The sequence below is a fragment of the Streptomyces sp. NPDC052020 genome, from assembly GCF_040680575.1.
Taxonomy (GTDB): Bacteria; Actinomycetota; Actinomycetes; order Streptomycetales; family Streptomycetaceae; genus Streptomyces.
On sequence record NZ_JBFAWY010000040.1, the window covers coordinates 48994 to 61553 of the forward strand.

Sequence of the window (12560 nt, forward strand, 5' to 3'; positions counted from 1 at the left end):
GGAACCGCCGGCGGCTGGTTATGCTCCTATCCCTTACGGGGGCGTGTGCCCCGCTGTCCTGAACCTTTCGATGGGTGCGGAGCATGATCGAGGCAGTCGGCCTGACCAAGCGCTACGGCGACAAGACCGCTGTGCACAACCTGTCCTTCCAGGTGCGGCCGGGCGCCGTCACCGGCTTCCTCGGGCCGAACGGCTCGGGCAAGTCGACGACGATGCGCATGATCCTCGGCCTGGACAACCCCACCTCGGGACAGGTGACGATCGGCGGCTACCCGTACCGCAAGCTGCCCAACGCGCCCCGGCAGGTCGGCGCCCTGATCGACGCCAAGGCCGTGCACGGCGGCCGCTCGGCCCGCAACCATCTGCTGAGCCTCGCCCAGCTCTCGGGCATCCCGGCCCGGCGGGTGGACGAGGTGCTCGGCGTGGTCGGCTTGCAGGACGTGGCCCGGAAGCGGTCCAGGGGCTTCTCCCTCGGCATGGGCCAGCGGCTCGGCATCGCCGCCGCGCTGCTGGGCGACCCCCAGGTGCTGCTCTTCGACGAGCCGGTCAACGGCCTCGACCCCGAGGGCATCCTCTGGGTGCGCAACCTGATGAAGGCGCTCGCCGCGGAGGGCCGTACGGTCTTCGTCTCCTCCCATCTGATGAGCGAGATGGCGCTGACCGCGGACCATCTGATCGTCATCGGGCGCGGGCAGCTGCTCGCCGACATGAGCGTGAGGGACTTCATCGCGGCCAATTCCGCCGGCTTCGCCCGGGTCCGGACGCCGGACACCGAGCCGCAGCTGCGCGAGAAGCTGACCATCGCGCTCACCGAGGCGGGCGGGCAGGTGCTGCCGGAGCAGGACGGCGCGCTGCGGGTGACGGGGCTGGCGCTGCCCCGCATCAGTGACCTCGCGCACCAGGCCGGCGTACGGCTGTGGGAGCTGTCGCCGCACCAGGCGTCCCTGGAGGAGGCGTACATGCGCATGACGCAGGGCGTCGTCGACTACCGCTCGACCGCCGACCAGAAGGCCGGTCTCCAGCAGCCGCCGCCGCCCGGCGCCCAGCCGCCGGTGCCGGTCCCCGGCCAGGGCCAGCCCGGCTGGTACGCCCCGCCGCCGCCCCGGCACACGGCGCCGCACCCGGCGGGCGCTCCCGCCCCCGCGCCCGTCACCGACCCGACCACGTCCGAGGACGCCCGATGAGCACGCCCCAGCCCCCGATGCCGCAGGCCGCGCCCGACCGGCAGGCGGCGCCCGGTCCGTCGTTCCCCTCCTACGCCTCGCCGATCCCGGTGGTGCGCACACACCTCGGGCACGCGGTCGCGTCCGAGTGGACGAAGATGAAGTCGGTGCGCTCCACGATGTGGACGCTGGGCGTGTTCGTGCTGCTGGTGGTCGGCATCGGTCTGCTGGCCGGCGGGGTGGTGGCGAGCTCCTCGTCCGACCTGTCCGGTGAGAACGCGCTGTCCCTGGGGCTGTTCGGGCTGTTGCTCGGCAGCATGTGCGTCATCACGCTCGGCGTGCTGACCACGGCCTCGGAGTACGGCACCGGCATGGTCCGCACCACCATGACGGCCTGCCCCAGCCGGGGCCGGGTGCTGGCGGCGAAGGCCGTGGTGTTCTTCCTGGTGGCGTTCACCGTGACGCTGGTGTCGTCCTCGCTCGTCGCGGTCGCGCACGTCGCGATGCTGGAGGGCAACGGCGCGGCGGACCCGACCGGCGGCGAGTGGCTGAAGGCCACCGTCGGGATCTCCCTCTACATCGCCCTGCTCGGCCTGCTCTCCCTCGCCGTGGGCTCGGTCATCCGGCATTCGGCGGGCGCCATCACCCTGATGATCGGCGCGGTGCTCGCCCCGCTGGTGATCGCGTTGTTCATGTTCTCGCGGTCGCTGGAGGACGTGCGCCAGGCCCTGCTGGAGTACTCCATCCCGAACCAGCTCAGCGTCTTCTACACCCAGTCCCTCAGCGATTCCGGCCCCTCCGGCTGGGACCCGCTGTGGATCGTGCTGGGCGTGACGGCCGTCGTCTTCGCCGGCGCCTTCGCGCTGCTGGAGAAGCGGGACGTGTGATCCGCTGATCCGCCCTCAGAACCGCGGCGCGTTACGGGACCGCTGCACCCGCGTGGTGCGGCGGTCCTTCGCGTTCCAGCAGGCCCGGTGCCAGTGGCGCCGGTCGTCGACACCCGCGTGCTGCGCCCAGGCCACCACGTGCGGGACGTTGTCGGGGATCAGCTGGTCGCAGCCGGGGCAGCGGTAGGCCTTGCCCCGCGCGCTCGCGCCCGCCACGTGCCGCACGCTCCACTCCTCGCCCTGCCAGCACTCGCTGGACTGCCAGCCGCCGTAGCGGCCGGGGCGGTCGTCCTCGGCGCTCCGGCCTGAGGAACCGGCTCCCTTGGGTCGGTTGCGACGCGGGGACACAGCACACCTCACGGGGCTATACGGGAAGTAAGGGCCGCATCCAGCCTACGCGGCGCGCACCGGGGTACGCGTACGGCGCACATGCCCGTCTCCCGCCGCGGGCCCCGCGGCACTGTACACAGCCTCTCCGCGGAGCCCCACCCGCATGCAGACGAGCGGCACATGTCCCCGTCATGACCGTGTCCTCGGCACGTGTCAGACGGTTATGCCCGTTGGGGGAGCTCCGCGTCGGAGCCAGGAAGCAGGAACAGCAATGCGTGTGGGAAGTTTCGTGTTGGCGGCCCAGTTCCCGGGTCAGGGCCAGGGGGAGCCGCTGCACCGCGCGGTCCGCTCCGCCGAGGTCGCCGAGGAGGCCGGCCTCGACTCGGTCTGGCTGGCCGAGCACCACTTCGTGCCGTACGGCACATGCCCGTCCGCCGTCACCCTCGCCGCTTTACTGCTGGGCCGCACCCGGCGCATCCGGGTCGGCACGGCGGTCAGCGTACTGCCCACCACCCACCCCGTCGCCCTCGGCGAGCAGGCCGCGCTGCTCCACCTCACCAGCGGCGGGCGGTTCTCGCTCGGGGTGGGGCGCGGCGGTCCATGGGTCGACCTGGAGGTGTTCGGCGGAGGACTGGAGGCGTACGAACGGGGGTTCCCGGAGTCGCTCGACCTGCTGACGCGCTGGCTGCGTGAACCGGCCGTGTCGGGTGACGGCGAACGCTTCCGCTTCCGCCAAGTCCCCGTCGTGCCGCGGCCGTCGGAGTCCCTGACGGACGCCCCGGGGCCGGAGGTCGTCGTCGCCTGCACCTCCCCGGCGAGCGTGCGCCTGGCCGCCGAGCGCGGGCTGCCGATGCTGCTCGGCATGCATGTCGGGGACGAGGAGAAGGCCGAGATGGTCGGCCTGTGGCGGCGGCACGCGCAGGAGTGCGGGCGCCCGCCGGAAGAGGTCCGCGGCGCGGCCCATGTCTCGGCCGGGGTCTGCCAGATCGCGGACCGGCGCGCGGACGCGGCCGAGGCGCTGCTGAAGATCATGCCGGGCTGGCTGCGGCAGGGGCTCGACGCTCATGTCACGGTCGACGGCCGGGCCCGGCAGATGCGGGATCCGGTGGCGTACACCGAACTGCTCTGCGGGCTGCACCCGGTGGGCACGCCGCGGTTGTGCGCCGACCGGCTCGCGGCGACCAGTGAGCGGACCGGGATCACCCGTTTCGCGCTGCTGGTGGAGGGCTCCGGCGATCTCGCGGCGACCGAGGAGAACCTGCGGCGGCTCGGAGCCGAGGTACTGCCCCAGCTGCGCTGAACCACCCTTCTCCACGGGGAGCTTGCCGCTCCGGCACGCACTGCGCCTCACACGTACGGAGCGGCAAACCGACGATCACCGCGTCAGCAGTCGCGGAGCTCCGGCGACTGGTTCAGCAACTGCCCGCGCACCGAGGTGAAGCGGGCCAGCGTCTCGTCGACGGAGGAGTCCAACGGGAACACCGCCACCCGGTGGCAGTTCTGGAAAGCCAGTCGCACACCGAAGTGCCGTTGCAGCGCGCCGCGTATCGCGTCACTCGCAAGCGCACGCAGCAGCTGACCGCGTGCCTGCTCGTCCGGCGGGGGCGTCTGGTTGTCGGCGAACGCTCCGCCGTCGACCTTCAGCTGTGCCACCAGGGAGCTGATCATCTCCCATGCGTAGGGCAGGGAGGTCCGGACGCAGTCGACGAAGTCGGCTTCGTCGACCTCGCCTCGCTCGGCCTGTTCGAGTAGGGCCGGTGAGACGTCGAGCGACATGGGTTCTCCTCTCGCACCCCCGACCAGCAGGGGTTGCCGGACAGTAAGGGAAGCCCACGAAGACGGACACGCTGCGTACACACCTCGCGACCTCCCGTTCAATACCGTAAGCATCTGGACGGGGCCGCACCAGGAGAATGCCCAGATGGGCACCAAGCCGTAGGCGCACAATCGGCCAGTGTGCAAGATGGGACCAATGGGAGAAGTGGGGCGTCCCGCCGACGGCCCGGCCGGCCCGGTTCAGGAGTGCGAATCGCGTCGGGGCGGGCGCGTCGAGTAGCGTTGCCGACCATGCGTCTCGTCATTGCCCGCTGCTCCGTCGACTACGCCGGGCGGCTCACCGCCCACCTCCCCTCGGCGCCCCGCCTGATCCTGGTCAAGGCGGACGGCAGCGTCTCGATCCACGCCGACGACCGGGCCTACAAGCCCCTCAACTGGATGTCGCCGCCCTGCACGCTGAAGGAGGGCACCGGCGACGACGAGGGTGTGTGGACCGTCGTCAACAAGGCGGGCGAGAAGCTCATCATCACGATGGAGGAGATCCTCCACGACTCCACGCACGAGCTGGGCGTGGACCCCGGCCTGATCAAGGACGGCGTGGAAGCGCACCTCCAGGAGCTGCTCGCCGACCGCATCGAGACGCTCGGCGAGGGCTACACCCTCATCCGCCGCGAGTACCCGACGGCCATCGGCCCCGTCGACATCCTGTGCCGGGACGCCGACGGGCAGACCGTCGCCGTCGAGATCAAGCGGCGCGGTGAGATCGACGGTGTCGAGCAGCTCACCCGCTATCTGGACCTGCTGAACCGCGATCCGCACCTGGCCCCGGTGCGCGGCGTCTTCGCCGCCCAGGAGATCAAGCCCCAGGCCCGCGTCCTCGCGACCGACCGCGGGATCGGCTGCCAGGTGCTGGACTACGACGCCCTGCGCGGCATCGAGGACGACAAGCTGCGGTTGTTCTGACCGGCGCGGACAGCAGCGACAGGAGGGCCGGGTCCGCCGAGCGGACCCGGCCCTCTCCCGTGTCGGCGCCCGGATCCGCCGGGGAGGGGGCGGGCGGCGGCGCCGTGTCAGATGACGGTGCTCGACGCGGAGCCCGGCGCTCCGCCGCCCGGCGCGCTCGCCGTGGTGGTGGAGGCGCTGGGAGCGGGGCCGCTGGCCGAGTCGGTGGTGGACGGCGGAGGCGGCGCGGGGCTCGACGGTTCCTCCGACGTCGGCGGCTGGGAGCTGGGCGGTTCCTCGGACGTCGGCGGCTGGGAGCTCGGCGGCTCCTCGGACGTCGGCGGCTCGGAGCTCGGCGGCTCCTCGGACGTCGGCGGCTTGCCGGACGTGGGCGGTTTCCCGGACGTCGGCGGCTCACCGGACGTGGGGTCGCCGGGGTCACTCGGCTCCCGTGTGCCGCTCGGGCCGCCCGACGGCCTGCCCGAACTCGTCGGCGTCGGGTCGTCGGCGGTGCCGAGGGTGCCGTCGGGGCCCGGGTCCGTGGGCCGGGCGGCACCCGGTCCGTCGCCGCCGGATGCCTTGCCGTCGCCGTCGTCGTCCACCCGGTCGGCGCCCGGGCCGTCGTCGCCGGCGCCCGGGCTGGCGGACGGATTGACGCCGACCCGGTCGGACGGGGCGCCGCCGCCCTCGTTGTCGGAGGTGGCCCCGAGGGTGACGACGGTGCCCAGCACGGCGACGAGCAGCGCGCCCGCGCCCGCCGCCACCAGGTTGCGCCGGGCGAACCCCCTGATGCCGCCGCGCGCCGCGCGGGACGGGCCCGGGGAGGCGCCGTGGCGGGTCACCGGGGCGGGGGTCCCGGTGGGCGGCCGGAGCGGCGGGAAGGCCGCGGGCGCGGTCTTGGCCGGCGGGGCCGGCTCCTCGCGGAGGGTGTCGGGCGCCTCCTCCCCCGCGGACGGGCCGAAGCCCGCCGCGGCGAGGCCGGGCAGGGGCGTGGTGGTCTCGATGCCGAGCCCGGGGGTGTCGCCGGCCCGGTCGGCGACCAGGGCGAGGGCGCGCCGCCCGGCGACCGTGCCGCGCTTGTCGGCGAGCGCGCCGCGCAGGCCGATGGACGCCTCCAGCTCCGCGCGGGCCCGGTCCAGGTGCCCCTGGCACAGCGCGAGGACGCCGAGTTCATGGTGGAAGTAGGCCTGTTCGGCCACGTCTCCGGCGAGCCGCGCGGCCTCGGCTCCGCAGCGCAGCGCCCGCTCCCAGGCGCTCCAGTGCAGTCCGGCCGCGAAGGCGGGCGCCGCCGTGCGGGCCAGGGCCACGGCGGGACTCTCGGCGTCCTCGGCCGGCCGTGTGGTGGCCGGTGCCAGGACGGCCAGGGCGGCCAGCACGGCGTCGGCCTCGGCGCAGACGCGTTCCGGGGTGACCGAGGGGTGTCCGGCCCACCAGGCGTAGTGCCGGGCGGCGGTCAGGGCCCGGCCGGGGATGTCGTCGGCGTAGCCGGCGGCCTCGAGCTGGGTGAGCACGCCGGCGGCGAGCCGGTAGCGGGCGCCGACCGGGGAGACCAGGCCGCAGTCGGCCAGCTCGCCGAGGGCGGCGTCCGCGTGGGTGTCGCCGACGAGGGCGGGCAGGTGGGCCTGGTGCGGCACCTCGCCGCCGAGGGCGACGGCGAACTCCAGGGTGGCGCGGGCGGAGGCGCTCAGCCGCGAGGCGAGCAGCGGGGCGGGCGCGGCGGCCTCGCCCAGCGAGGGCAGGGAGAGGCCGTCGTTCCCGGCCGTGTCCCGGGGTACGGCGTCCGCGGGGCGGGCGTCCGCGAACACGCCGTACTCGTCGACGGCCTCGGCGCCGGCCCGCAGCCGGTCGCGCCGGCGCAGCAGGGCGCCGGCCTGGACGAAGCGCAGCGGCAGGCCCTCGGACTCGAACCAGAGGTCGCCGGCCCAGTTGGCTTCCTCCTCGGTCAGCGGGCGGCCGACGGCGCGCTCCAGCAGTTCCACGCCGTCCGCGCGCTCCAGGCCGGTGAGGAAGACCTCCTCGACGGCGGAGCCGGCGGAGGGGGCGGGCACGTCCGGGGTGGCGCCGATCAGGAACGCGCACTCGGGGGTGGCGTCCAGCAGCTCGTCGAGCGCGGCGCCGCCGAACTCGATGTCGTCGAGGACGACGACCGCGCCGATCTCCCGGACGCGGGGGAGCAGTTCGTCGCGTCCGGGGCGGTGCAGGGGCGCGCGGTGGACGGCGTAGAACAGGTCGTACAGCAGCTCGTCGGCGGTGCGGCGGAAGCCGCTGAGGCGGATGACGCCGTCCGGGGCGAGGTCGGCGCAGTCCTCGGCGACGAGGTCCAGCAGGCTGGTGCGGCCCGCGCCGGCGGGTCCGGTCAGGCGTACGGAGCGGCCGCGGGCTAGCAGCCTGACGAGCCGGTCGCGTTCGTCCTGGCGGGCCACCAGCGGCAGCGCGGACCGCGTCGGACCGGGCGGGACGGGCGGCCTGGCGGCGCGGTCGGCCTCCGCCCGTTCGGCGGTGGTGAACTTCTCGGGGGGCGCGGGCCGCTCCCCGGGCGGGCACAGCTCGATCTCGCTGCCGTCGACGGGGTTGACGGTGAGCAGGTACTCGCCGGAGACGAGCCGCACCGTGCGGGCGAGTGCGGGCGCGTGCTGTCCGAAGTCGGGCGTGAGGGATTCCCTGGGCGGGCGCTGGCGCGGCGCGTCGTCTCCCCCGGTCTCGAATCCGCTCGACCGGGCGGTGCCCCCGTCGTCGTGGCCGTGGCCCTCGGGTCCCCGGGTGTTCGGGTCCATAGGTTCAAGCCCCCAAAAGCGTCGTGTGTCCAACAAGCTCCTCCCGGCCTTGCCGCACACCGCGCTGTCGCTTCTGGTCCGGGCCCGCTAGAGGGTTTCGAGGCAGCGGGCAGCCGAACCCTAAACCTTCGTTCAGTATCTCCGACAGTCCGGGGTGCCACGCCGCCCGAGACGTCACAGTCTCGTGAGGATTGCGTGCGCCGGGCAGGTCGCCGAGGGGTGTCCCGGTCTCTCCCGCCCTGGTGGCCTCCGGACGCCGCATGGGGCACCGGGGTCACACCCGGGGCAGGGTCTCCACTCCGATGCCGCCCTCGATGGCCAGGATCCGGTGCAGCCGGGTGGCCACCAGCAGGCGCTGCATCTGCGGCGGTACGCCGCGCAGCACCAGCCGCCGGCCGCAGCGCCCGGCCCGCCGGTGGGCCCCCATGATCACGCCGAGTCCGGTGGCGTCCCAGGAGTCCAGCTCGGACAGGTCGAGCACCAGATCGCCGGCTCCGTCGTCGACGGCCGAGTGCAGGACCGTACGGGCGTCCGCCGCGCTGCGGACGTCGAGGCGGCCCCCGACGACCAGCTCGGCGTGGTCGCCCCTGATGTGCATATGCGCTCCCCGTGTGCGTGAGTCGTGAGTGCGGTGTCCTGCTCCGTGATGAGTGAAAAACGGTGTGCAACCTCTGACGGCGTTAACCGGTCGGAGGTTGCCATCCGTGAGCGAACCGATACCGAATTCACTCCGGAGTGTGACATTTTCCGGAGCGATCGCGGTCTCAGTGCGTGTAGAAGCCCTGCCCGCTCTTGCGGCCGATGTCACCGGCGTCCACCATCCGGCGCATCAACTCGGGAGCGGCGAACTTCTCGTCCTGGGACTCGGTGTAGATGTTGCTCGTGGCGTGCAGCAGGATGTCCACGCCCGTGAGGTCGGCGGTGGCCAGCGGTCCCATGGCGTGGCCGAAGCCCAGCTTGCAGGCGAGGTCGATGTCCTCGGCGGTGGCGACGCCCGACTCGTAGAGCTTGGCGGCCTCCATGACGAGGGCACAGATCAGCCGGGTCGTCACGAAGCCGGCGACATCGCGGTTGACGACGATACAGGTCTTGCCGACGGACTCGGCGAACTCCCGGGCGGTGGCGAGCGTTTCGTCGCTGGTCTTGTAGCCCCGCACCAGCTCGCACAGCTGCATCATCGGCACCGGTGAGAAGAAGTGCGTGCCGACGACCCGTTCGGGCCGCTCGGTCACGGCCGCGATCTTGGTGATCGGGATGGCGGAGGTGTTGGAGGCGAGGATCGCCTCGTCCTTCACCAGCTTGTCGAGCGCGCGGAAGATCTCGTGCTTGACGTCCAGCTTCTCGAAGACGGCCTCGACGACGACATCCGCGTCGGCGGCGGCGTCGAGGTCGGTGGTCGGGGTGATGCGGGCCAGGGCCGCCTCGGCGTCCCCGGCGGCCAGCTTGCCCTTGGAGACGAACTTGTCGTACGACGCCTTGATCCCGTCCGTGCCGCGGGTGAGCGCCGCGTCGGTGACGTCGCGCAGGACGACGTCCCAGCCCGCCTGCGCGGAGACCTGGGCGATGCCGGCCCCCATGAGGCCGGCTCCGATGACGGCGAGCTTCCGTGCCACTGCGACTCCCCTGGTACGCGCTGTCCTTGGTTCTCTCGGGCGGACACTAGCGCTCGTGAGGGGCTGTGTGACCGGTTAGTAACGCGCGTCACGTCTCACATGACGGACATCACACCGGGGAGGGTCACCGTGCGCCCCGGACGGCGTAGTTGAGCACCTTGCCGCTCAGCAGCCCCTCCATCTCGTCGAGCAGCACGAGCGCCTCGCGGGAGACCTCGGCGGGCGTCCCGCCGTCGACCATGCGCTGTCCGATGGCGGCCAGCAGGGTCGAGTGCAGCCAGCTGATCTGACCGGCCATCAGGGCGGGGACCGGGTCGCCGGCGCCGGCGCCGGTCTCCTCGCGCAGGGTCCGCTCCAGGTCGAGCAGGACGTCCTGGGCGATCGCCCACATACGGGACCGCAGCGCGGGCGAGTTCTGAACGACCCTCATGAACGACTCGTACCCGTCCATCAGACCGATCCGGGGCGAGACGGACTCGACCTCCTCGCGCAGCTCGCGCAGGACCGCCCGGGCGGCGGACTCGCCGTCACGCCGGCCGCGCACCCAGCGCGAAAGCCGGTCGACCACCCCCTTGGAGCGGTCGAGGAAGAGGTCCTCCTTGGCCGGGAAGTAGTTGTAGACGGTGTTGACCGAGACGTTCGCGGCCTCCGCGACCTCCGCCACGGTGACGGCGTCGAAGCCGCGCTCCAGGAACAGACCCGTGGCGACATCCGAGATGTACTGCCTGGTCTGCCGTTTCTTCCGTTCCCTGAGTCCCTCGGCCATGGCGGCATCCTAGCTTCGCTGGGGCCCGCGAAAAATTGGGGTCATTGCAAATTTTCAGTCGCTCTGTTTTTCTGGGGGCATGGCACTCATCACCACGACCGGGCTGGCCCGTACCTTCCGGACCAAACGCGGCCCGGTGCGGGCCGTGCGCGGCATCGACCTCACCGTCCGCGAGGGGGAGATCCTCGGCTTCCTGGGCCCGAACGGCGCCGGCAAGACCACCACGCTGCGCATGCTGACGACGCTGCTCGCGCCCACCGGCGGCACCGCCACGGTGGCCGGCCACGACCTGGCGACCGACCCCGCCGGGGTGCGCCGGGCGTGCGGATACGTCGCGCAGTCGGGCGGGGCCGACCCGCAGATCACCGTGCGGGAGGAGCTGGTCACCCAGGGCCGCCTGTACCGCCTGGCCAAGGCGCGGGCCGCCGAGCGCGCCGAGGAGCTGGCCCGGGACCTGGACCTCACCGGGCTGCTCGACCGCCCGTGCGGCGCGCTCTCCGGCGGCCAGCGGCGCCGCCTGGACATCGCGATGGCGCTCACCCACCGGCCCCGGGTGCTCTTCCTGGACGAGCCGACGACGGGCCTGGACCCCGGCGGCCGCGCCGACCTGTGGGCCCTGGTCCGGCGGCTGCGCGACGAGCAGGGCACGACGGTCTTCCTGACCACCCACTACCTCGACGAGGCCGACGCGCTCTCCGACCGCCTGGTCGTCGTCGACCGGGGCGTGGTCGCGGCCGAGGGCACCCCGAGCGCCCTGAGACTGCGGTACGCCGGCTCGGTCGACGCCTCGCTCCAGGACACGTTCCTCGCCATCACCGGCCGCACCGCCACGCCCGCCGACGCCGCCCCCGTAGCCGTATAGGACCCGCCCATGCTGTTCCACGACACCGCGCTCGTCTACGGCCGCTATCTGCGCCAGTCGCTGCGCTCCCGCTTCGCGCTGCTCTTCGGCGTCCTGATGCCGCTGCTGTACCTGTTCTTCTTCGGCCCGCTGCTGACCGGCCTCCCGCTCGGCGAGCGGGGCAGTTCCTGGCAGGTGCTCGTGCCCGGCCTGCTGCTGCAACTGGGCCTGTTCGGCGCCTCGTTCGCCGGTTTCTCGATCATCCTGGAGAAGGGCCAGGGGGTGGTCGAGCGCCTGCGGGTCACCCCCGTCAGCCGGCTGGCCCTGCTGCTGGGCCGGGTGCTGCGGGACGCCACCGTCTTCGTCTTCCAGGCGGTACTGCTGGTGCTGGCGGCGGTCGCGATGGGGCTCAGGGCACCGCTGCCCGGGGTGCTCATCGGCTTCGCGTTCGTCGCGCTGCTGACCGTCTCGCTGGCCTCCCTGTCGTACGCGCTGGCCATGAAGCTCGACACCCCGCAGGGCTTCGGCCCGGCGGTCAACGCCCTGACCATGCCGTCGATGCTCCTGTCGGGTCTGATGCTCCCGATGTCCCTGGGACCGGCGTGGCTGGACGTCCTGTCGCACCTCATGCCGTTCCGCTATCTGGTGGACGCGGTGCGCGACGCCTACGTCGGCGCCTACACCACCGCCCCCATGCTCTACGGCGCCCTGGTCGCGGTCGCCTTCGCCGCCCTGTCCGTGACGGTGGGCACACGCGTGTTCCGTACCGCCGGGGCGTAACTACGCTGGGCACATGGTCAATCTGACGCGCATCTACACGAGGACCGGCGACCAGGGCACCACCGCCCTCGGCGACATGAGCCGGGTCCCCAAGACGGACCTGCGCATCGCCGCGTACGCCGACGCCAACGAGGCCAACGCGGTGATCGGCACGGCGATCGCGCTGGGCGGCCTGGAGGAGGAGGTCGTCCGGGTCCTCACCCGCGTGCAGAACGACCTGTTCGACGTGGGCGCGGACCTGGCGACGCCGGTGGCGGAGAACCCCGAGTTCCCGCCGCTCAGGGTCGAGCAGTTCTACGTCGACAGGCTGGAGGCGGACTGCGACCGCTTCCTCGAAGGGCTGGAGAAGCTGCGCTCCTTCATCCTGCCGGGCGGCACCCCGGGCGCGGCCCTGCTGCACCAGGCGTGCACGGTGGTCCGCCGGGCCGAGCGCTCCACCTGGGCCGCGCTGGAGGCGCACGGCGAGACGATGAACCCGCTCACCGCGACCTACCTCAACCGCCTCTCGGACCTGCTGTTCATCCTGGCCCGGACGGCGAACAAGGAGACCGGGGACGTGCTGTGGGTACCGGGCGGGGAGCGCTGAGGCGGCCTGCCCTACGGGTACTCCTTCGCGCTGGAATATGCCCGAAGCGCTTGTTGAGGTGACTGTACGTCAACCATGCTGTCCCACAAGGGGTTCACGTTC

General features: G+C 72.8%; 13 protein-coding genes. 7 read left to right on the forward strand and 6 right to left on the reverse strand.

Annotated features, from left to right (window positions below; all coding sequences use genetic code 11):
- Positions 1 to 83: 83 nt before the first annotated feature.
- Together AB0L74_RS29635 and AB0L74_RS29640 are read left to right on the forward strand one after the other, a co-directional pair.
- On the forward strand, positions 84 to 1184 hold the full coding sequence (locus tag AB0L74_RS29635) for an ABC transporter ATP-binding protein (RefSeq protein WP_365658968.1): 1101 nt from the start codon (positions 84 to 86) through the stop codon (positions 1182 to 1184).
- Positions 1181 to 2050 carry an ABC transporter permease gene (locus tag AB0L74_RS29640; protein WP_365658971.1) on the forward strand — a complete coding sequence of 290 codons (870 nt, stop codon included), beginning with the start codon at positions 1181 to 1183 and terminating at the stop codon, positions 2048 to 2050. Before AB0L74_RS29635 ends, AB0L74_RS29640 begins: the two co-directional genes overlap by 4 nt.
- A gap of 15 nt (positions 2051 to 2065) precedes the next feature.
- Here AB0L74_RS29640 and AB0L74_RS29645 read toward each other — a convergent pair whose 3' ends face one another.
- Complete coding sequence (locus tag AB0L74_RS29645) at positions 2066 to 2398, reverse strand: ATP/GTP-binding protein (RefSeq protein ID WP_365658974.1); 333 nt, start codon at positions 2396 to 2398, stop codon at positions 2066 to 2068.
- 253 nt (positions 2399 to 2651) lie between these two features.
- Here AB0L74_RS29645 and AB0L74_RS29650 point away from each other — a divergent pair, with 253 nt between their 5' ends.
- Positions 2652 to 3680: an LLM class flavin-dependent oxidoreductase gene (locus AB0L74_RS29650; protein WP_365658977.1), complete on the forward strand. Its 1029-nt coding sequence runs from the start codon at positions 2652 to 2654 to the stop codon at positions 3678 to 3680.
- Positions 3681 to 3763: 83 nt separating this feature from the next.
- On the opposite strand, the gene AB0L74_RS29655 is transcribed toward AB0L74_RS29650, so the two are convergent.
- Positions 3764 to 4156, reverse strand: a complete 393-nt coding sequence (locus tag AB0L74_RS29655) for an SCO5389 family protein (protein ID WP_365658981.1) — start codon at positions 4154 to 4156, stop codon at positions 3764 to 3766.
- 291 nt (positions 4157 to 4447) lie between these two features.
- Here AB0L74_RS29655 and nucS point away from each other — a divergent pair, with 291 nt between their 5' ends.
- Entirely contained in the window at positions 4448 to 5119 is a 672-nt protein-coding gene (nucS, locus tag AB0L74_RS29660; RefSeq protein WP_365658984.1) for an endonuclease NucS, read from the forward strand.
- Between the two features lie 107 nt (positions 5120 to 5226).
- Here nucS and AB0L74_RS29665 read toward each other — a convergent pair whose 3' ends face one another.
- The 4 genes from AB0L74_RS29665 to AB0L74_RS29680 all read right to left on the reverse strand — a co-directional run bounded on the left by AB0L74_RS29665 (position 5227) and on the right by AB0L74_RS29680 (position 10251).
- The gene (locus tag AB0L74_RS29665) at positions 5227 to 7872 is read right to left on the reverse strand and encodes an ATP-binding protein (RefSeq protein ID WP_365658987.1); all 2646 of its coding nucleotides are present in this window, start codon (positions 7870 to 7872) and stop codon (positions 5227 to 5229) included.
- A gap of 274 nt (positions 7873 to 8146) precedes the next feature.
- On the reverse strand, positions 8147 to 8470 hold the full coding sequence (locus tag AB0L74_RS29670) for an STAS domain-containing protein (RefSeq protein ID WP_029382901.1): 324 nt from the start codon (positions 8468 to 8470) through the stop codon (positions 8147 to 8149).
- Between the two features lie 166 nt (positions 8471 to 8636).
- Positions 8637 to 9485 (reverse strand): 3-hydroxyacyl-CoA dehydrogenase family protein, encoded by an 849-nt coding sequence (locus AB0L74_RS29675; RefSeq protein WP_365658991.1) that lies wholly within the window; start codon positions 9483 to 9485, stop codon positions 8637 to 8639.
- Between the two features lie 124 nt (positions 9486 to 9609).
- A complete protein-coding gene (locus AB0L74_RS29680) occupies positions 9610 to 10251 on the reverse strand; it encodes a TetR/AcrR family transcriptional regulator (protein WP_365658994.1) in 642 nt (213 codons plus the stop codon).
- Between the two features lie 79 nt (positions 10252 to 10330).
- Between AB0L74_RS29680 and AB0L74_RS29685 the strand changes: the two genes are divergently transcribed.
- From AB0L74_RS29685 to AB0L74_RS29695, 3 genes are read left to right on the forward strand one after another with little or no spacing between them, the layout of a single operon-like run.
- Complete coding sequence (locus AB0L74_RS29685) at positions 10331 to 11113, forward strand: ATP-binding cassette domain-containing protein (RefSeq protein ID WP_365658998.1); 783 nt, start codon at positions 10331 to 10333, stop codon at positions 11111 to 11113.
- A 9-nt stretch (positions 11114 to 11122) separates the two neighbouring features.
- Complete coding sequence (locus AB0L74_RS29690; RefSeq protein ID WP_365659001.1) at positions 11123 to 11872, forward strand: ABC transporter permease; 750 nt, start codon at positions 11123 to 11125, stop codon at positions 11870 to 11872.
- 13 nt (positions 11873 to 11885) lie between these two features.
- A complete protein-coding gene (locus AB0L74_RS29695; RefSeq protein WP_365659004.1) occupies positions 11886 to 12458 on the forward strand; it encodes a cob(I)yrinic acid a,c-diamide adenosyltransferase in 573 nt (190 codons plus the stop codon).
- The last annotated feature ends 102 nt before the right edge of the window (positions 12459 to 12560 follow it).